Below are 19,873 nucleotides of genomic sequence, written 5' to 3' on the forward strand. Positions count from 1 at the left end.
ATTAGCGGTCCACATCTGACATAACAAAATCGATACTACCCAGATGGACGATCAGGTCGGACACCAGGCTGCCACGTACCGCTACCGGAATCTGCTGCAGATGCGCAAAGCTCGGCGTACGGATACGAGTACGGTAACTCATGGTGCTGCCATCGCTGGTCAGGTAGTAACTGTTGATACCCTTGGTCGCTTCAACCATCTGGAAGGACTCGTTCGCCGGCATGACCGGACCCCACGATACTTGCAGGAAGTGGGTGATCAGGGTTTCGATATGTTGAAGCGTGCGCTCTTTCGGTGGCGGCGTGGTCAGCGGGTGATCCGCTTTGAACGGGCCTTCCGGCATGTTGTTGAGGCACTGCTCAAGGATGCGCAGACTCTGACGCAGTTCTTCAACTTTCAGCATTACGCGGGTATAGCAGTCGGATACACCACCACCAACCGGCACTTCAAAGTCAAAGTTTTCGTAGCCAGAGTACGGACGTGATTTACGCACGTCGAAATCAACACCTGTCGCACGCAACGCGGCACCGGTACAACCCCAGTCCAGCGCTTCTTTCTTGCCGTAAGCGGCAACGCCCTGCGAACGACCTTTCAGGATGGTGTTACGCAGCGCCGCTTTCTCGTAAGAATCCAGACGCTTCGGCATCCAGTCCAGGAAATCACGCAGCAGTTTGTCCCAACCGCGCGGCAGATCGTGCGCAACACCGCCAATACGGAACCAGGCCGGGTGCATACGGAAACCCGTGATCGCTTCCACCACGTCATAGATTTTTTGACGGTCGGTAAAGGCGAAGAATACCGGAGTCATTGCGCCGACGTCCTGAATAAACGTCGAGATATACAACAGGTGGCTATTGATACGGAACAGTTCGGAAAGCATTACGCGGATCACGTTGACACGATCCGGTACGGTAATGCCCGCCAGTTTTTCTACCGCCAGCACATAAGGCATTTCGTTGACGCAGCCGCCGAGATATTCGATACGGTCAGTGTACGGAATGTAGCTGTGCCAGGACTGACGTTCACCCATCTTTTCAGCACCACGATGGTGGTAACCGATGTCAGGCACACAGTCGACAATTTCTTCGCCATCAAGCTGCAGAACAATACGGAATGCACCGTGAGAAGACGGGTGGTTAGGACCAAGGTTGAGGAACATAAAGTCCTCATTTTCGGTACTACGCTTCATGCCCCACTCTTCAGGTTTGAAGGTCAGTGATTCCATTTCCAGATCCTGCTTGGCTTTGGTCAGCTCAAACGGATCGAATTCAGTGGCACGCGCCGGGTAATCTTTACGCAGCGGATGTCCCTGCCAGGTATGAGGCATCAGCAGGCGCGTCAGGTGCGGGTGGCCTTCGATATCGATGCCAAACATTTCCCAGGTTTCGCGCTCATACCAGTTAGCGTTCGGGAACAGTTTGGTGAAAGTCGGTACGCGTAGATCGTTTTCAGACAATGCCACCTTGAGCATGATATCGCGATTGCGTTCAATGGAGATCAGGTGATAGAAAACGGAAAAATCCGCGGCAGGTAACCCTTCGCGGTGCGTACGCAGACGTTCGTCCATGCCGTGTAAGTCAAACAGCATGACGTAAGGTTTCGGCAGTCTCTTTAAGAAATCGCCAACTTCCAGTAATTGTTCACGCTTGACCCAAACAACGGGTACCCCGGTGCGAGTCGCCTGAACGGTAAAGGCATCCGGCCCAAAACGGTTGCGCAGTTCGCCAATGACCGGGTCATCGAGATGATCCCGTGTCTGCCATGCAGCTTCTTGCGCGGTTAAGTCGGTCATATTGTTCACCATTGCAAATGGTCCGTGGTGGTCGGCAGTGCTTCGCGCTATTTATGTAGTAATAAGCGAAGGAAGTGCTGCTGCCGACAGGCGCATATTAAATCTCGTCTGGTGTACGAAGATTCGTTACAGCAATACGTTCGCCGCGCTTACGCTCGCGCTCTGACTGCATATTGGCGCGATAAACGCCCTGATCGCCAACCACCCAGGAGAGCGGACGGCGTTCTTTGCCAATGGAGTCTTGCAGCAGCATTAGCGCCTGCATATACGCTTCCGGGCGCGGCGGACATCCCGGGATGTACACATCTACCGGAATAAATTTATCAACACCCTGCACGACAGAGTAGATATCGTACATACCGCCGGAGTTAGCGCATGCGCCCATGGAAATAACCCATTTTGGTTCCAGCATCTGATCGTAGAGGCGCTGAATAACCGGGGCCATTTTGGTAAAGCAAGTTCCGGCCACAACCATCAGGTCAGCCTGACGCGGAGAGGCACGCAGTACTTCCGCACCAAAGCGGGCCACATCATGCACGGCGGTAAACGAGGTCACCATCTCAACGTAGCAGCAGGAAAGGCCAAAGTTGTATGGCCAAATTGAGTTTTTACGGCCCCAGTTAACCATGTCATGCAGTTTGCCCATGAACACGTTTTTGTTAACTTCTTGCTCCAGGGGGTCGGTTACGATCTCCTGTTTTTGCAGGGGGTAACGGTCGTTCTCACCGTTAGGATCTATGCGGGTGAGCGTATAATCCATCTTAATGCCTCGCGGTTAGCGTTGACGATTAGCGATACTGTTCGTTTCCGGGTTCATACGCTCGCGGCGTGAACGCGCGGGCGTCCAGTCCAGCGCGCCAATACGCACCAGATAAACCAGACCTGCCAGTAACACAAAAATAAAAATTGCAGCTTCCACAAAGCCAATCCAGCCGCTTTCACGGATAGAAGTTGACCATGCGAACAGATACAGCGCTTCAACGTCGAAGATAACGAAGAACATGGCTACCAGATAAAACTTGGCAGACAGGCGCAGGCGGGCGGTGCCGACCGAGTCGATACCTGATTCAAACGGCACGTTTTTAGATCTCGCGCGCGCGCGACCACCTAAAAACCAGCCGCCAACAAGCATCAGGCAGCACAGGCCAATGGCAACAATAAGAAAGATAGCGAATGCCCAGTGATGAGCGATGATTTCAGTGGATGTTGACATACTCATTGCTTACTCATCAAAAGTAGCGCCAAATTCTCTGCTCTTTTCGGCAGATGAACGCCACATCGATTCATGGGGAGGAATAAAAAAAACCTTACAATCACTGTAGAAAATCATTTAAACAGCCAATTGATGGGGTTTTTTACTCCTTTCTATAACCTTTTGTCAACTTTAACAAAAGTTCCCTCACATTATTTTACACCAATCCAATTTCATTAACATAAAGTGCTGTTTAGACTAATTTCGATCGTTTCATTAGTCATTTTCAATGTTGTTGAATCGTGTCCGTAGTGAAGTAAAAAAGATAATACTGCTCTATTTTGACAGGATTTCACTCAGATGCCTCCCCCTAAATGGGAGTATTTTCTTGATCTGTGACACGCTTTTGTTAATTCACCATAAAAAACAGCAACAATTTCTCTAGTTTTTTAACATAGAAACAGATGACACTCCTGTTGTTTGTTTTTCATTCAATTTTAAGGCAAGTTTTTTACCGGCTGATTTTGTTAAGTTTTAGTATACAAAATGGTATCAAGCGCCATTATTTGTATAAAAAAAGAGCCGCTGGATGTTTTTTCACCATTAGCGGCTCTTTTTTACACTTACATTTTATAACGATTATTTGTGACACATTACTCAAAGTCACCTTCAACGATCAGCGAATCATCTCCCCCTTCGGGAGTAAACTGGTTGTATTGCCAGGGGTTTTGATATGTCTGCATCGACTTAAAGATAACCTGAGCCAATTCATTTTTCGTGGTGGGATCGCAGCACAACAGGTATTCCGTTTCAGGTAACGGCGGTAGCCCGTCCACAGCCCCGAGAACGCGCAGGTCCGGACTCATCATTTCTACCGGACGAGCAGTGACGCCCAGTCCCGCTTTCACCGCAGCACGAACCGCTGGTAATGTTGATGCTACATAGGCCAGACGCCACGGGATCTGTGCGGCATTCAGTGTCTCCAGTACGATATCCCGAAACGGACTAGGATCGTCGAGCAGAACCAGAGGAACTGGTTCGCCTTTTTGCAGGATATACTCAGCCGCGCAATACCAGTGTGTCGGTGAGGTGCGCAGATTCAGGCACTCAAAATCACCTGGACGGTTGGTGGTGACCACCAGATCCACTTCCTGCGACTTCAACATATCCACCATGTAAGCGTTACGCTTCACTCTCACATCAAGAGCAAGCTTCGGATATACCGAGCTTATTCGATTGAGCAGGAAAGGCAGTATTGTATCGGCCGATTCATCGGAAGCGCCGATAGTTAACACTCCCTGAAGATTGTTAAACATTAATGATGAGCAGGCCTCATCATTAAAACGCAGTATTTTTCTGGCGTAACCCAAAAGCTGAATACCATGTTCAGTCAGCAGTTTGTTGCGACCATGGCGCGCGAACAACTCTTTCCCCACTAGTTGTTCAAGGCGTTGCATTTGCTGACTCACCGCAGACTGTGTGCGACATACCGCAGCAGCCGCAGCCGCGAAGGTATTCAGGTCGGCAACAGCAACGAAGGTTCTCAGCAGATCGAGGTCGAGGTTAATTATCGGACGATTTGCATTTATCATAATTTTTCACTTACTCGCGGGTCATACCGGGTTAATGCTGTGCATTCAGAAACAAACAATTCCATTTGTAATGTGCTTCCCTCGCAGTTTCACTTAGTGTAACCAAGTGAAAATAAGGATGTATTTGGTGTACAAACGAAACAATTCTCTTTCTGCGCTTTATAATATCCGGGACTCTAATCGGAATATAGTAACGAGAAACAGTCAATTTTTTAGCTTTTGAATGATTCTGACTAATGGGGAAACATGTAAATTTTGTAAATATTGAAAATAGTTAGCAAACATTAATTTACACATTAAAAGCCAAATTTTCAGTATGTTAGAAACAATCAACCAACATGAGAATTATCGCAAAACACGTACCGCACACCATTTCATGAGACTTATCTTAACCTAAAACCACTATATTTATAAGTGTTATCGTGAATAATTCGAAGCAAAATGGTGTTATCTTGAACTTGCGCTTTTACTATTATTAACGCATTCAATAAATGCTGTTTAAATATTAAATAATAATTAATTAAGACTGACACTATTCATTAATTATACTTAACAATAGATTCACACCCTGCCGTTGGCGGATCATACCGATAACAGTCGGACAGCATCAGGACTCAGTATTTTCGAATTACGCCATTTGAGTGATGAGACGATTGCAGACCGCCTGGCCCATCTAACTATTTTTAACCAGACAAATCACCACCACCAAAGGATAAATACAAAATAAAAACCCATTAAATACATTATTAATAGAATTAAGCACTATAATTAATATATTAATTAGTCGTTAACAGTGAATTATAACTTCATGCCGGATCGAAATCTTCTACTAAAGACCCTTCAAAACTCACCGTCGTGGGAGTACATTGTTCTGTGCTGACTTCCACGGCAGGGAGTGGCATTCACAGCTAAAAAGGTCAAGATTCATGTCCCCCATTGAAAAATCCAGCAAATTAGAAAATGTCTGTTATGACATTCGTGGCCCGGTTCTGAAGGAAGCAAAGCGCCTGGAAGAAGAAGGCAATAAAGTTCTGAAACTGAATATCGGCAACCCCGCGCCATTCGGATTTGAAGCGCCAGATGAGATTCTGGTTGATGTGATCCGCAATTTACCAACAGCGCAGGGATATTGCGACTCCAAAGGCCTTTATTCCGCCCGTAAAGCGATCATGCAACATTACCAGGCTCGTGGAATGCGCGATGTTACCGTCGAAGACATCTATATTGGTAACGGCGTTTCCGAGTTGATAGTCCAGGCGATGCAGGCGTTGTTGAACAGTGGGGACGAAATGCTGGTACCTGCGCCCGATTATCCGCTGTGGACAGCTGCGGTATCGCTCTCCGGCGGTAACGCCGTGCACTACCTGTGCGATGAGTCCTCAGACTGGTTCCCGGATCTGGATGATATTCGCGCCAAAATCACCCCACGCACGCGTGGGATCGTCATCATCAACCCGAACAACCCCACCGGTGCCGTTTATTCCAAAGAACTGCTGATGGAGATTGTTGAGATTGCACGCCAGAACAATCTTATTATCTTTGCCGACGAAATTTACGACAAGATCCTCTATGATGACGCCGAGCACCATTCGATCGCCGCAATGGCTCCGGACCTGCTGACCATCACCTTTAACGGCCTGTCAAAAACCTACCGTGTTGCTGGTTTCCGCCAGGGCTGGATGGTGCTGAATGGACCGAAGAAACATGCCAAAGGGTATATCGAAGGTCTTGAAATGCTGGCATCTATGCGTTTGTGCGCCAACGTTCCTGCACAGCATGCCATCCAGACCGCACTGGGAGGCTACCAAAGCATTAGCGAATTCATCATGCCGGGCGGACGCCTGTATGAACAGCGCAATCGTGCCTGGGAATTGCTGAACGATATTCCCGGCGTCTCCTGCGTCAAACCTCGCGGCGCACTGTATATGTTCCCAAAAATTGATGCGAAGCGGTTCAATATTCATGACGACCAGAAGATGGTGCTCGATTTCCTGCTCCAGGAAAAAGTCCTGCTGGTACAGGGAACCGCATTCAACTGGCCGTGGCCGGACCACTTCCGTATCGTAACGCTGCCGCGCATTGACGATATCGAAATGTCGCTGAGTAAATTCGAACGTTTCCTGTCAGGCTATCGTCAATTGTAATAACGTTGAGCGCCGCCGGGATTTGCATCCGGCGGCACTCTCTGCGCACAATACCTTTACTGAAGTCACTGAGTAAGGGTCGTTATGAAGCAGAGCCATTTTTTTGCCCACCTCTCCCGTCTGAAGCTCATTAATCGCTGGCCATTGATGCGCAACGTGCGCACCGAAAATGTGTCTGAGCATAGCCTGCAGGTTGCGATGGTTGCTCATGCGCTGGCCGCTATCAAGAATCGTAAATTTGGTGGTCAGGTTAATGCCGAACGCATTGCCCTGCTGGCGATGTACCACGATGCTTCCGAAGTGCTGACCGGTGATCTCCCTACCCCGGTTAAATACTTCAACTCGCAAATTGCTCAGGAATATAAAGCCATTGAGAAAATTGCCCAGCAGAAGCTGGTCGATATGGTCCCAGATGAGCTGCGTGATATTTTTGCGCCATTAATTGATGAACACGCTTACAGCGATGAAGAGAAATCTATTGTTAAACAGGCCGATGCCCTTTGCGCTTATCTGAAGTGTCTGGAGGAACTCTCGGCCGGTAACAACGAATTTTTGCTGGCGAAAACACGACTGGAAAAAACACTGGAGTCACGTCGTAGCGAAGAGATGGATTATTTTATGGATATGTTCGTGCCAAGTTTCCACTTATCTCTTGACGAGATTAGTCAGGATTCTCCGCTATAAGACGCGTTGCCAGATAGCGTAAGGCCTGACCGGCTTACAGGAAGGCGTTGTTGGCCCGGTAGCGCAACGCCACCGGGCCATACCATCCGTCAAAACGGGAACAGCATCGGGATCATTACTACGCACACCGCCATGACAATAACCGTAAATGGCACACCAATCTTCACGAAGTCGCTGAAAGTGTAGTTTCCCGGTCCCAGCACCAGCGTGTTGACCGGTGAGGAGACCGGCGTCATAAAGGCCGCGGATGCCGCCATCGCAACCCCCATCGCAAAAGGATACGGCGAAACCCCCATAGACTTCGCTGCCGCCAGCGCAATTGGTGCCATCAGAACTGCCGTCGCGGTATTTGAGATAAATAATCCAATGGTTGCACACAGTACGAACAGGCAACCCAGCATCATGTACGGGCCATACCCTCCACCGACATCCATCAACCCTTTCACCACCAGATCGACACCGCCTGTTTTTTGCAGGGCCAGCGCAAAAGGCATCATCCCGACAATCAAGATAATACTCGGCCAGTGAATCGCTTTATACGCGCTCTCAGCATCAATACAACGGAATTTGCCCATCAGCAGGCACGCGATGAGAGCGGCAACCGTGTTTGGTATTTCATCGGTCAGCATCAGAGCGACCATAAGAACCAGGCAGAAAATCGCATGCGGTGCCTGACTGTGTGCCGGGGAAGCTTCACTCACTTCCACTGGCATATTCAGCACCACAAAGTCACGCCCCTTTTTCCCCATCAAGGCAATGACCTTCCAGTTTCCCACTACCAGAATAATATCCCCCATCAACAGCGGCTCATCCACAACCGCCCCGGCAAGCGCAGTACCATCACGCTTTAATCCAACAACATTCAGCCCATAACGGGTACGAAATCCTATTTCCCGTACCGTTTTACCAATTAACTCCGATTCCGGGATCAGTGAAATCTCAGCCATGCCAACATCAAGCGCCTGTTCGGAGAAATATTCACCACGCAGCACCATTGGCTCCAGCAGTTGTTCGCTACAAAATTCACGCAAATCCACATCGGCAGCGGACATGTCTATCAACAAAACATCACGCGCCCGAAACTCAGAAACCCCGTTAACGTCCACGATAACGCGACGAAAGCGACGCCAGCGTTCAACGCCAATCACATTCGCCCCGTAACGTTCACGTAATTTAAGGTCATCCAGGCGCTGGCCAATCATCGGCGATCCAGGACGAATAGCCAGCCGACGGGCACGCCCGGTGAGGCGATATTCTTTAATGAGATCGCGAAAGGTCCGGCGTTTCCATCCGTCACCCTGCTGCCCGGCAACGTCCCCTTTGAGCATAAAACGCATCAACAGCATATAAATAATGCCGAGTACGAGAACAACCAGCCCCAGAGGCGTAACGCTGAAGAAACTGAAGCCGTTAAGCCCTTCACGCAGCAACTCACTGTTAACGACCAGGTTAGGTGGTGTTGCCACCAACGTCATCATCCCGCTGATCAATCCGGCAAAGCTCAGCGGCATCATCAGGCGTGAGGGGGATATTTGCATGCGCATGGATACGCTTAAGACAACCGGAATAAAAATGGCGACCACGCCGGTAGAGCTCATAAATGCCCCGAGACCGGCAACGGTTATCATCAACAGCACCAGCATTTTGACTTCGCTACTGCCGGCGACCTTAACCAACCAGGCCCCCATCACCGTCGCCACCCCGGTACGCACCAGGCCGTCGCCAATAATAAATAAGGCCGCTATCAAAATAACGTTAGGATCGCTAAAACCGGAAAAAGCTTCTGTGATGCTCAGTGTTCCACTCAGAACAAAGGCAATAATAACCAGCAAAGCGACCGCGTCCATACGCACTCTGCCAGTTGCAAACAAAACGACGGCGATAGCCAACAATGAGAGAACCCATACCAATTCACCGTTCACAACATATCCTTGTTAAATGAGAGGGATAGACCGATTCTGCCATAAAAAAGCCCCAACAATCTGGGGCTAAATCACGATCAGGTATTTCTTACAACGCTCACATTTCCGTTAGGTTGTTTGGTCACGGAAATATGTTCCAGACTGGTCAGCGAAAAGTCGACCTCATCCAGACGCGGTGTGTCTGCGGGGGCATTCACGGCAATAACATGACACCCTGCCGCCAGACCAGAGAGCACACCAGCTGGCGCATCCTCTACAACAGCACACTCTCGCGGTGCAAGGCCGAGCAGTTGCGCTCCCAAAAGATATGCATCTGGCTCCGGCTTACCTCTTTTTACCCGTTCGGCAGTGACAAACACTTCAGGGGCCGGCAGACCCGCGACACGATGACGTGCCCGCGCCACCGGCATTGATCCGGAGGTCACTATCGCCCACGGGATCCCCGCTTTATTGAGGTGATTCAGTAAATCAACCGCCCCGGGTAGTGCGATGATCCCGTCAGTCTCAGTCGCCTCTATTTGCTCCAGGCGCGTAAACTCCGCTGCGATCTCCGCTTCGGATTTCCCGACCATAAAGTGCCGCAGAGAGGTTATCGCCTGCTTGCCATGAATAAAGCCCAGCACTTCGTCGTGATCAAGGCCAAAACGATCGGCCCAGTTACACCATGCACGTTCTACTGCTGGTAAGGAATCGACAAGCGTTCCATCCAGATCAAACAGAAAGCCTTTGCACTGCACGCTCGCCCCCTCAGGCATTAATGATTTGGTTAATTTCGTTCGCGCTCAGGTGATACTGACGCGGGCAAGAGTGCCAGACATTCAGCATGCGCTGATATTTTTCCCACATTGGCGTCTGGGCGTTGAAGCCATGCGTACCCGCATCAAAATGGGTATAACGCCCTTCTACATTGACCATAAAACGAACGTATCCCAGGAAGCGCGCTTCCGTTGCGGCATCAAAGCCGAGGAACGTGACGCGACGTTCGTCAATAGTCTGCGCGTCTTTAAGGTTAGTCCAGGAGACGTGCAATGCATGATACATCTCCATAATATCGATAATTGTGCGACAGGTTTCTTCCGTCAGCTCGCCAAACTCACGATCAAGCTCGCGCATCTGCAAACCGTAACCGCGTTCAATAATCGTCTGCAAACGACGATAGCGTTCGGCATTACCAGGATCGAGCATAGTCATCATTTTGTACTGGTTGGACAAAATAAGACGTTGAGCGTTGGTCATTTCCATTTGGGACTCCTGTATCACTACTGCTGCAATGAAAAAAAAGAAGGCATCTTGTGCCTTCTTTTATATGCGTAATCCGGGGTTAATTACAAATCATCAAGAAAAGTTTTATCCAGTTGTTTGAAGGCGCGCTTAAGCGTGTCAGCTAGCGCCTGATAATCCGGCTTTCCTTCCACCGGTGCCAGCGCTTGTCCGGCCTCTTGTAATTTTCCCCGAACCTCATAGAACCAGTTGAGTATGGATGGTGGCAACGGCGTGACAGAACGTTTACCTAACCACCACATACCCTGCATCGGCAGGCTAAGCGCAAACAATGCGGTCGCCACAGCCGGTCCCAACTGCCCCCCCAGCGCAATTTGCCAGCATAAGGTAAATACGGCGATAGGCGGCATAAAACGGGTAGCATAACGCGTCATGCGAATCACGCGGTTCTCAACAAATACTGGCGCAAGGCGCTTTTCCATCGGCCACGTCTTTGCGTAGTGCTGCCCCCGGCGAAACAAACTGAAAAAATTTACGGAGCGATTATCCGGTGTCGACATGGCGGTTACCTCAACTTCACATATAAAATTTAAAAAATTTGTGCAAAACAACAACTACAGAGGACATCGTTCAAAACATTTTGTCTTCGATACCCACAATCAGGTATCCTGTGTCGGCCTGTAAGGCCTTTAGTCCAAAATCATTGAGTCGTCAAACTGGCATACAGTATGCCATTGGCTGAAAATTACGCAAAATGACATAGACTCAAAGGTATTTATTCCATCGTGCCCAAAAAGACAATGGCGCATGATGTTAATCATAAACGTCGGTGTCATCATGCGCTACGCTCTATGACTCCCTGACGTTTTTTTAGCCACGTATCATAAATAGGTACTTCCATGTCGAGTAAGTTAGTACTGGTTCTGAACTGCGGTAGCTCCTCACTGAAATTTGCCATCATCGATGCAGTAAACGGTGAAGAATACCTTTCTGGTTTAGCCGAATGTTTCCATCTCCCAGAAGCACGTATCAAGTGGAAAATGGACGGCGGTAAACAAGAAGCGGCTTTAGGTGCAGGCGCCGCTCACAGTGAAGCGCTGAACTTCATCGTTAACACTATTCTGGCACAAAAACCGGAATTGTCTGCGCAACTGACCGCAATTGGTCACCGTATCGTACACGGCGGCGAAAAGTATACCAGCTCCGTGGTTATCGACGATTCCGTTATCCAGGGCATCAAAGATTCTGCCTCTTTCGCACCGCTGCATAACCCGGCTCACCTGATCGGTATTGCTGAAGCGCTGAAATCCTTCCCGAATCTGAAAGATAAAAACGTGGCTGTGTTTGACACTGCGTTCCATCAGACTATGCCGGAAGAATCTTACCTCTACGCCCTGCCGTACAGCCTGTACAAAGAACACGGCGTTCGTCGTTACGGCGCGCACGGTACCAGCCACTTCTTCGTAACTCAGGAAGCGGCAAAAATGCTGAACAAACCGGTTGATGAACTGAACATCATCACTTGCCACCTGGGCAACGGCGGTTTTGTTTCTGCTATCCGTAAAGGGAAATGTGTTGATACCTCCATGGGTCTGACCCCGCTGGAAGGTCTGGTGATGGGTACACGTTCCGGTGACATCGACCCGGCGATCATCTTCCACCTGCACGACACGCTGGGCATGAGCGTTGACGCTATCAACAAAATGCTGACTAAAGAATCCGGCCTGCTCGGCCTGACCGAAGTCACCAGCGACTGCCGTTATGTTGAAGACAACTACACCACCAAAGAAGACGCTAAACGTGCAATGGACGTTTACTGCCACCGTCTGGCGAAATACATCGGTTCTTACACTGCGCTGATGGATGGTCGTCTGGATGCGGTTGTCTTCACCGGTGGTATTGGTGAGAACGCAGCGATGGTTCGTGAACTGTCTCTGGGCAAACTGGGCGTTCTGGGCTTTGAAGTTGACCACGAACGTAACCTGGCCGCACGTTTCGGCAAATCTGGTTTCATCAACAAAGAAGGTACCCGTCCTGCGGTGGTTATCCCAACCAACGAAGAACTGGTTATCGCGCAAGACGCGAGCCGTCTGACTGCCTGATTTCACACCGCCAGCCTAGCTGGCGGTGCTGTTTTGTAACCCGCCACATGTCGGCGGTAACGAAAGAGGATAAACCGTGTCCCGTATTATTATGCTGATCCCTACCGGAACCAGCGTCGGCCTGACCAGCGTCAGCCTTGGCGTTATCCGCGCAATGGAACGCAAAGGCGTTCGTCTGAGCGTCTTTAAGCCGATTGCTCAACCGCGTGCCGGTGGCGATGCGCCAGACCAGACCACCGCTATCGTACGTGCTAACTCTTCTTTACCAGCTGCTGAGCCGCTGAAGATGAGCCACGTTGAATCTCTGCTCTCCAGCAATCAGAAAGATGTGCTGATGGAAGAGATCATCGCGAATTACCACGCGAACACCAAAGATGCAGAAGTCGTACTGGTTGAAGGCCTGGTCCCAACCCGTAAACATCAGTTCGCACAATCTCTGAACTACGAAATCGCGAAAACGCTGAATGCGGAAATCGTATTCGTTATGTCTCAGGGTACTGACACCCCGGAACAGCTGAACGAGCGTATTGAACTGACTCGCAGCAGCTTCGGCGGCGCAAAAAATACCAACATCACCGGCGTTATCGTTAACAAACTGAACGCACCGGTTGATGAGCAAGGCCGTACTCGCCCGGATCTGTCCGAGATTTTCGACGACTCTTCCAGAGCGAAAGTGATCAAAGTTGATCCGGCTAAACTGCAAGAGTCCAGCCCGCTGCCGGTTCTGGGCGCGGTGCCATGGAGCTTTGACCTGATCGCTACTCGTGCAATCGATATGGCGCGTCACCTGAACGCTACCATCGTTAACGAAGGCGATATCAACACCCGTCGCGTGAAGTCTGTGACTTTCTGCGCACGCAGCATTCCACACATGCTTGAGCACTTCCGTGCTGGTTCTCTGCTGGTGACTTCTGCCGATCGCCCTGATGTGCTGGTTGCAGCATGCCTGGCGGCAATGAACGGCGTTGAAATCGGTGCCCTGCTGCTGACTGGCGGTTACGAGATGGACGCGCGCATCACCAAACTTTGCGAACGTGCATTCGAAACCGGCTTGCCGGTATTTATGGTGAACACCAACACTTGGCAGACCTCTCTGAGCCTGCAGAGCTTCAACCTGGAAGTTCCGGTTGACGATCACGAGCGCATTGAGAAAGTTCAGGAATACGTTGCTAACTATATCAACGCTGACTGGGTTGAATCCCTGACTGCGACCTCTGAGCGCAGCCGTCGTCTGTCTCCGCCAGCGTTCCGCTATCAGTTAACCGAACTGGCTCGTAAAGCCGGTAAACGCGTTGTTCTGCCGGAAGGCGACGAACCGCGTACCGTTAAAGCGGCAGCCATCTGTGCTGAACGTGGTATCGCAACTTGCGTACTGTTGGGTAACCCGGATGAAATCACCCGTGTTGCAGCCTCTCAGGGCGTTGAGCTGGGTGCTGGCGTAGAAATCGTTGACCCGGATGTGGTTCGCGAAAGCTACGTTGCTCGTCTGGTCGAACTGCGTAAAAACAAAGGGATGACCGAAACCGTTGCCCGCGAACAGCTGGAAGACAACGTGGTTCTCGGTACCCTGATGCTGGAACAGGACGATGTTGACGGTCTGGTTTCTGGTGCTGTTCACACCACAGCGAACACCATTCGCCCACCGCTGCAGCTGATCAAAACTGCACCAGGTAGCTCTCTGGTATCTTCTGTGTTCTTCATGCTGCTGCCGGATCAGGTATACGTTTACGGCGACTGCGCGATCAACCCGGATCCGACTGCAGAGCAGCTGGCAGAAATCGCAATTCAGTCTGCAGATTCCGCAGCTGCTTTCGGTATCGAACCGCGCGTAGCGATGCTTTCCTACTCCACCGGTACTTCTGGTGCAGGTAGCGATGTTGAGAAGGTACGTGAAGCAACTCGTCTGGCGCAGGAAAAACGTCCAGACCTGATGATCGATGGCCCGCTGCAGTACGATGCCGCTGTTATGGCTGACGTTGCGAAATCCAAAGCGCCGAACTCTCCGGTTGCGGGTCGCGCTACCGTGTTCATCTTCCCGGATCTGAACACCGGTAACACCACCTACAAAGCGGTACAGCGTTCTGCCGACCTGATCTCCATCGGGCCGATGCTGCAGGGTATGCGCAAGCCGGTGAACGACCTGTCTCGTGGCGCGCTGGTAGACGATATCGTCTACACCATCGCACTGACCGCGATCCAGTCGTCTCAGCAGCAGCAGTAATCTGCTTTGTACGCCAGATGGTGACGTGAACGCGTCCAGTCTGGCCTACAGATAGTGGTTCTTTAAACCGGAAATAGCTGATATTTCCGGTTTTTTTATGCCTGTTATTCCAATTAGTAATTTCTGAAATATTTGCTTAACTGCGCTGCATCAATGAATAACTATTCTCCTGTTTGCATACTTAGCCTCTTTGCTTTGCAACAGGGATAGCTCTTCATGTCTGCAGTAACAGAATCACAACCCGCTAAGAAATGGGCAATGCCCGATACGCTGGTGATCATATTTTTCGTTGCCATTTTAACCAGCCTGGCGACCTGGGTTGTACCCGTCGGCATGTTCGACAGCCAGGAGGTGCAGTACCAGGTTGATGGGCAGACCAAAACCCGGAAAGTGGTCGATCCCCACTCGTTTCGTATACTGACCAACGATGCGGGTGAAGAGCAGTACCATCGGGTTAAGTTTTTCACCACCGGCGATGAAAGTCCCGGACTGATGAACTTTCCGTTTGAAGGTTTAACCTCCGGCTCAAAATTTGGCACTGCCGTTGGCATCATTATGTTTATGCTGGTAATTGGCGGCGCATTTGGCATTGTTATGCGTACAGGAACCATTGATAACGGCATCCTGGCGCTTATCCGTCATACGCGGGGTAACGAGGTCTTGTTTATCCCGGTGCTGTTTATTCTCTTCTCATTAGGTGGTGCTGTATTTGGCATGGGAGAAGAGGCTGTCGCTTTTGCCATTATCATTGCACCGCTCATGGTACGCCTGGGTTACGACAGTATCACCACTGTGCTCGTTACCTACATCGCCACCCAAATTGGCTTTGCCAGCTCGTGGATGAATCCGTTCTGTGTGGTTGTCGCGCAAGGCATTGCGGGTGTACCGGTGCTCTCCGGCTCTGGCCTGCGTATCGTGGTATGGGTCGTTGCGACCCTGATTGGTCTCACTTTCACCCTCGCCTACGCATCACGCATCAAAAAGAATCCTCTACTTTCACGCGTTCATGAATCCGATCGTTTCTTCCGCGAGCAGCAGGATGACGTCGTGGAGCGGCGTTTCACTCTGGGCGACTGGCTGGTATTGTTAGTACTCACCGGCGTGATGATTTGGGTTGTCTGGGGCGTGATTGTCAACGCATGGTTCATTCCTGAAATCGCCAGCCAGTTCTTCACCATGGGTCTGGTGATAGGCATTATTGGCGTTATCTTCCGGCTCAATGGTATGACGGTCAACATTATGGCCTCGTCGTTTACCGAAGGTGCGCGGATGATGATTGCCCCTGCCCTGCTGGTTGGTTTTGCCAAGGGTATTTTACTGCTTGTGGGCAATGGAGAGGCGGGGGATGCCAGTGTGTTAAATACTCTCCTGCACAGTATTGCCAACGGTATCAGCGGTCTGGACAATGCTATCGCTGCATGGTTTATGCTGCTATTTCAGGCAGTATTTAACTTCTTTGTCACCTCCGGCTCAGGCCAGGCGGCGCTGACTATGCCGTTATTGGCGCCTCTCGGTGATTTAGTCGGTGTAAACCGCCAGGTTACCGTTCTCGCTTTCCAGTTTGGTGATGGTTTCAGCCATATTATCTATCCAACATCCGCGTCACTTATGGCGACATTGGGCGTTTGCCGGGTGGACTTCCGCAACTGGTTGAAAGTGGGAGCAACGCTGCTGGGGCTGCTGTTTATTATGTCCAGCGTGGTGGTGATAGGCGCACAGATAATGGGATATCATTAAAAATAAGCCCCTTGTCACCTATGACAAGGGGCGTTCCTTCACATTAATGATTTCGCTGCCTCAACAATCGCCGCGGCGGTGAGTCCATATTCTTCCTGTAAAAAATCCTGTGTCCCAACCTGACCATAACGTTCTTTGACACCAACCCGACGCATCGGTACCGGGCACGTTTCCACCAGCACTTCAGCCACTGCTGACCCCAGTCCATTATGAATACTGTGGTTTTCACAGGTCACAATTCGTCCCGTTTTCTCGGCATAGTTCTTCACCAACATCCTATCGATAGGCTTCAGAGTAAACATATCGATGACTGCCGCATTTACCCCTATGTGCTCCAGTTGTCGTGCGGCTTCCAGCGCTTCTGCAACCATAATCCCGTTGGCTATTAGCGTGACATCTTCGCCTTCGCGCAGAACATTCCCTTTGCCGATCGTAAATGTCGATCCTGGCGCGTAGATACTCGACGCCTGCTTACGGATTGTGCGTACCCAATAGAAGCCCTCAAGCTCCAGAAGCTGGCGTAAGATATCGTCGAACATCACCGCATCCGTCACTTCCAGTACCACCGAATGCGCCAGGCCGCGCACAATCCCCATATCTTCAAAGGACATGTGCGTACCTCCGTTGTGACAAGCGGTAACCCCGGCATCTGAAGCGATCACCTTCACGTTATTACGCTGATAGTCCAGTGACATAAACAGCTGATCGAAACAACGACGGCTGGCAAATGCAGTGAAAGTGTGCACAAACGGTTTACGCCCCGTTAATGCCAGTCCAGCGGCAGTACCAATCACATTGGCTTCCATGATGCCGCAGTTAATAACGCGCTGCGGGTAATCCCGCGCCACACTGTCCATTGCCATCGAACTCATCAGATCGGCTTCAAGAGCAATAATCGGGCTTCCTGCTGCCACTTCTTTCGCCACGAATCCGGCATATACCTTACGCATCTCTACGTTATCTTTTTGCCCTGCGGGCGCGAGCTTAATCATGCGTGGCCTCCAGATGATGAACGGTTTCATTCAACGCCTGTCTCATTTCTTCCGTCAGACGCAGGTGATGGGAATTGCTGAGATGTTCCAGATATGGCACACCCTGTCCTTTGATACTGTCGAGAATAACAATCCGAGGTCGAGTCTCTTCATTCAGACGCGACTGCACTGCAGTCAGCAGGCCTGCAATATCATCCCCTTTCACCGTGATCGCCTCAAAACCAAAGGCCGTGAATTTGTCCTCCAGGCTAAACGGGCGAATGATGTCATCCAGTTCGCCATCTAACTGTTGTTTATTCCAGTCAACAAACACCGTCAGGTTATTCAGCTTATGGTGCGCAATAAACTGAAACGCCTCCCAGCACTGACCTTCGTTCAGTTCGCCATCGCCAACAATGCAAAATACCCGATTCGGACGCTTTGCCAGCTTATGGGATAACGCCATCCCAGCGGCGATAGATATGCCCTGTCCTAACGAGCCAGTGGTAGCGTCTACACCACGCGTTTTAAGCCTGTCCGGATGGCTGGGCAAACGAGTACCGTTTTGGTTCAGCGTGCTCAATTCTTCAATCGGGAAATACCCCTTGATCGCAAGAGTACTGTACAGTGCCGGCCCCGCATGACCTTTGGATAAGACGAAATAGTCACGTTCCGGCCAGTCCGGATCGGCGGGGTCGATTTTCATCACTGCACCATACAGGACGGCCAACGTTTCCACGACCGACATACTGCCGCCGAAATGGCCAAACCCCAGATGCGTCAGCGATTTCAGCGTGGCGATGCGGATCTCTTTCGCCAGTTGTGTAACTTCATTCACATTCATGATTTGGCTCCATTATTTTCCGGCGCATTACCCGCTGCCGTTCTGTTTTTAGCGAACACGTTCCAGGCAACCAGTAACGCAAAGAGCGCGACAACCAGACCAGTGATAGCGAGAGGGGACAAATAGCGAGCAAGGTTGCCAAGGACAATGCCTACCACACCAAAGTCAGCATCTGAAAAGGTCGTGTTGGCAAAGCCGATTGCACCCAGTACAGGTAGAAGAAGTACGGGCAGGAAAGTGATTAGCAGGCCATTAGCAAAAGCGCCAATCATTGCCCCACGACGCCCACCGGTGGCGTTACCAAATACCCCCGCAGTTGCCCCAGTGAAAAAGTGTGGCACCACGCCCGGCAAAATTAACACCAGCTTCATCTGCCCAAGTAAGAACAGCCCCACCAGACCACCGAGAAAGCTGAACAGAAAACCAATTAATACAGCATTAGGGGCGTAGGGATAGACTACCGGACAGTCAAGTGCAGGCCGGGCATTAGGCACCAGTTTTTCAGAAAAACCGGTAAAGGCCGGCACGATCTCCGCCAGAATCAGGCGCACCCCTTGCAGAATGATAAACACCCCTGCAGCAAAGGTAATTGCCATGATGATGGCGTAAACCAAATAGTTCTGCCCACCACTGAAGGTACTTTCAACGTATTCCCGCCCGGCGCTAATTGCCATAATCAGGTAGATGATCATCATGGTCAGGGAAATAGAGATAGAACTGTCACGCAGAAAGCTTAAATTCTTCGGCAGATTCATCTCTTCTGTTGAGCGAGAGCCTTTACCGCACACGCTTCCAATCCAGCCTGAGAGCACATATCCCAACGTGCCGAAGTGACCGAAAGCAATCTCATCGTTGCCTGTGATACGGCGCATATAACGCTGCGCCAGTGCAGGGAAAAAGGCCATGACCAGCCCGAGAATCAGTGACCCCGTAAAGACCAGCCCCGCCCCGTCAAATCCTGCCACAGTCAGGATTACGCCGATCATACAGGCCATATAAAAGGTGTGATGCCCGGTCAAAAAGATATATTTCAATCGAGTAAAACGGGCGACAATAATATTGGCCACCATCCCAAATGCCATAATAAGCGCCGTCGAGGCACCGTATTTTTCTAGCGCAATAGAGACAATCGCTTCGTTATTGGGAATAATACCCTGGATATTAAAAGCGTGCTCAAACATCCCGCCCAATGGATTTAATGAACCAACCAATACGGTAGCCCCACCACCAAGCACAATAAATCCAAGAATAGTTTTAATGGTACCTTTAACAACATCAGAAAAAGCCTTTTTCTGCGCAACCAGGCCAATTAAGGCAATTAATCCTACCAGCACAGAGGGTACTTTCAGTATATCAACAACAAAATTTAGCGTTTCAAGGATAAACATATCCACCTCGCTTTATGCACATGGGCAGTCAAACTGCCGAAATGCAGTCTGAGTGATTACGCA

16 protein-coding genes are annotated in these 19,873 nt (G+C 50.4%); 5 read left to right on the forward strand and 11 right to left on the reverse strand.

Annotated elements, in window-relative coordinates; genetic code table 11:
• Window position 1 precedes the first annotated feature (1 nt).
• The 4 genes from nuoC to lrhA form a co-directional block, all read right to left on the reverse strand.
• Window positions 2-1,804 carry an NADH-quinone oxidoreductase subunit C/D gene (nuoC, locus tag LG384_RS15915; protein ID WP_075261760.1) on the reverse strand — a complete coding sequence of 601 codons (1,803 nt, stop codon included), beginning with the start codon at window positions 1,802-1,804 and terminating at the stop codon, window positions 2-4.
• Between the two features lie 85 nt (window positions 1,805-1,889).
• Window positions 1,890-2,552: an NADH-quinone oxidoreductase subunit NuoB gene (gene nuoB, locus LG384_RS15920; RefSeq protein WP_003028075.1), complete on the reverse strand. Its 663-nt coding sequence runs from the start codon at window positions 2,550-2,552 to the stop codon at window positions 1,890-1,892.
• A 15-nt stretch (window positions 2,553-2,567) separates the two neighbouring features.
• A complete protein-coding gene (gene nuoA / locus LG384_RS15925) occupies window positions 2,568-3,011 on the reverse strand; it encodes an NADH-quinone oxidoreductase subunit NuoA (protein ID WP_003028077.1) in 444 nt (147 codons plus the stop codon).
• A gap of 626 nt (window positions 3,012-3,637) precedes the next feature.
• On the reverse strand, window positions 3,638-4,576 hold the full coding sequence (gene lrhA / locus LG384_RS15930) for a transcriptional regulator LrhA (protein ID WP_045445582.1): 939 nt from the start codon (window positions 4,574-4,576) through the stop codon (window positions 3,638-3,640).
• Window positions 4,577-5,502: 926 nt separating this feature from the next.
• Between lrhA and alaA the strand changes: the two genes are divergently transcribed.
• On the forward strand, window positions 5,503-6,720 hold the full coding sequence (alaA, locus tag LG384_RS15935; RefSeq protein ID WP_003028082.1) for an alanine transaminase AlaA: 1,218 nt from the start codon (window positions 5,503-5,505) through the stop codon (window positions 6,718-6,720).
• 84 nt (window positions 6,721-6,804) lie between these two features.
• Window positions 6,805-7,404 (forward strand): 5'-deoxynucleotidase, encoded by a 600-nt coding sequence (gene yfbR, locus LG384_RS15940; RefSeq protein WP_045445585.1) that lies wholly within the window; start codon window positions 6,805-6,807, stop codon window positions 7,402-7,404.
• An 89-nt stretch (window positions 7,405-7,493) separates the two neighbouring features.
• Here yfbR and LG384_RS15945 read toward each other — a convergent pair whose 3' ends face one another.
• The 4 genes from LG384_RS15945 to yfbV all read right to left on the reverse strand — a co-directional run bounded on the left by LG384_RS15945 (window position 7,494) and on the right by yfbV (window position 11,107).
• Complete coding sequence (locus LG384_RS15945) at window positions 7,494-9,326, reverse strand: SLC13 family permease (protein WP_045445588.1); 1,833 nt, start codon at window positions 9,324-9,326, stop codon at window positions 7,494-7,496.
• A 77-nt stretch (window positions 9,327-9,403) separates the two neighbouring features.
• Window positions 9,404-10,081, reverse strand: coding sequence for a sugar phosphatase (locus LG384_RS15950; protein WP_075261759.1), 678 nt, complete (start codon window positions 10,079-10,081; stop codon window positions 9,404-9,406).
• Complete coding sequence (locus LG384_RS15955) at window positions 10,074-10,568, reverse strand: YfbU family protein (RefSeq protein WP_045445594.1); 495 nt, start codon at window positions 10,566-10,568, stop codon at window positions 10,074-10,076. Before LG384_RS15955 ends, LG384_RS15950 begins: the two co-directional genes overlap by 8 nt.
• Before the next feature lie 83 nt (window positions 10,569-10,651).
• On the reverse strand, window positions 10,652-11,107 hold the full coding sequence (yfbV, locus tag LG384_RS15960; protein ID WP_045445597.1) for a terminus macrodomain insulation protein YfbV: 456 nt from the start codon (window positions 11,105-11,107) through the stop codon (window positions 10,652-10,654).
• Window positions 11,108-11,446: 339 nt separating this feature from the next.
• Here yfbV and ackA point away from each other — a divergent pair, with 339 nt between their 5' ends.
• From ackA to yfcC, 3 genes are all read left to right on the forward strand, one after another.
• On the forward strand, window positions 11,447-12,649 hold the full coding sequence (gene ackA / locus LG384_RS15965; RefSeq protein ID WP_225761219.1) for an acetate kinase: 1,203 nt from the start codon (window positions 11,447-11,449) through the stop codon (window positions 12,647-12,649).
• A 76-nt stretch (window positions 12,650-12,725) separates the two neighbouring features.
• Window positions 12,726-14,870 (forward strand): phosphate acetyltransferase, encoded by a 2,145-nt coding sequence (pta, locus tag LG384_RS15970; protein ID WP_045445603.1) that lies wholly within the window; start codon window positions 12,726-12,728, stop codon window positions 14,868-14,870.
• Between the two features lie 216 nt (window positions 14,871-15,086).
• A complete protein-coding gene (yfcC, locus tag LG384_RS15975; RefSeq protein ID WP_045445605.1) occupies window positions 15,087-16,607 on the forward strand; it encodes a putative basic amino acid antiporter YfcC in 1,521 nt (506 codons plus the stop codon).
• A 38-nt stretch (window positions 16,608-16,645) separates the two neighbouring features.
• On the opposite strand, the gene LG384_RS15980 is transcribed toward yfcC, so the two are convergent.
• The 3 genes from LG384_RS15980 to LG384_RS15990 are packed head-to-tail and all read right to left on the reverse strand — an operon-like array spanning window position 16,646 to window position 19,810.
• On the reverse strand, window positions 16,646-17,599 hold the full coding sequence (locus LG384_RS15980; protein WP_225761220.1) for a transketolase family protein: 954 nt from the start codon (window positions 17,597-17,599) through the stop codon (window positions 16,646-16,648).
• On the reverse strand, window positions 17,592-18,422 hold the full coding sequence (locus tag LG384_RS15985) for a transketolase (RefSeq protein ID WP_045445611.1): 831 nt from the start codon (window positions 18,420-18,422) through the stop codon (window positions 17,592-17,594). The genes LG384_RS15980 and LG384_RS15985 overlap by 8 nt, the downstream gene beginning before the upstream one ends.
• Window positions 18,419-19,810, reverse strand: a complete 1,392-nt coding sequence (locus LG384_RS15990) for a PTS ascorbate transporter subunit IIC (protein WP_048220983.1) — start codon at window positions 19,808-19,810, stop codon at window positions 18,419-18,421. Before LG384_RS15990 ends, LG384_RS15985 begins: the two co-directional genes overlap by 4 nt.
• Between the last annotated feature and the right edge of the window lie 63 nt (window positions 19,811-19,873).

The organism is Citrobacter sp. Marseille-Q3906 (assembly GCF_916618775.1).
Classification (GTDB): Bacteria; Pseudomonadota; Gammaproteobacteria; order Enterobacterales; family Enterobacteriaceae; genus Citrobacter; species Citrobacter murliniae.

What these genes read in the sequence shown, in the direction of transcription:
- nuoC (WP_075261760.1), bottom strand. Translation starts at nt 1,804, where the DNA reads ATGGTGAACAATATGACCGACTTAACCGCGCAAGAAGCTGCATGGCAG.
- nuoB (WP_003028075.1), bottom strand. Translation starts at nt 2,552, where the DNA reads ATGGATTATACGCTCACCCGCATAGATCCTAACGGTGAGAACGACCGT.
- nuoA (WP_003028077.1), bottom strand. Translation starts at nt 3,011, where the DNA reads ATGAGTATGTCAACATCCACTGAAATCATCGCTCATCACTGGGCATTC.
- lrhA (WP_045445582.1), bottom strand. Translation starts at nt 4,576, where the DNA reads ATGATAAATGCAAATCGTCCGATAATTAACCTCGACCTCGATCTGCTG.
- alaA (WP_003028082.1), top strand. Translation starts at nt 5,503, where the DNA reads ATGTCCCCCATTGAAAAATCCAGCAAATTAGAAAATGTCTGTTATGAC.
- yfbR (WP_045445585.1), top strand. Translation starts at nt 6,805, where the DNA reads ATGAAGCAGAGCCATTTTTTTGCCCACCTCTCCCGTCTGAAGCTCATT.
- LG384_RS15950 (WP_075261759.1), bottom strand. Translation starts at nt 10,081, where the DNA reads ATGCCTGAGGGGGCGAGCGTGCAGTGCAAAGGCTTTCTGTTTGATCTG.
- LG384_RS15955 (WP_045445594.1), bottom strand. Translation starts at nt 10,568, where the DNA reads ATGGAAATGACCAACGCTCAACGTCTTATTTTGTCCAACCAGTACAAA.
- yfbV (WP_045445597.1), bottom strand. Translation starts at nt 11,107, where the DNA reads ATGTCGACACCGGATAATCGCTCCGTAAATTTTTTCAGTTTGTTTCGC.
- ackA (WP_225761219.1), top strand. Translation starts at nt 11,447, where the DNA reads ATGTCGAGTAAGTTAGTACTGGTTCTGAACTGCGGTAGCTCCTCACTG.
- yfcC (WP_045445605.1), top strand. Translation starts at nt 15,087, where the DNA reads ATGTCTGCAGTAACAGAATCACAACCCGCTAAGAAATGGGCAATGCCC.
- LG384_RS15980 (WP_225761220.1), bottom strand. Translation starts at nt 17,599, where the DNA reads ATGATTAAGCTCGCGCCCGCAGGGCAAAAAGATAACGTAGAGATGCGT.
- LG384_RS15985 (WP_045445611.1), bottom strand. Translation starts at nt 18,422, where the DNA reads ATGAATGTGAATGAAGTTACACAACTGGCGAAAGAGATCCGCATCGCC.
- LG384_RS15990 (WP_048220983.1), bottom strand. Translation starts at nt 19,810, where the DNA reads ATGTTTATCCTTGAAACGCTAAATTTTGTTGTTGATATACTGAAAGTA.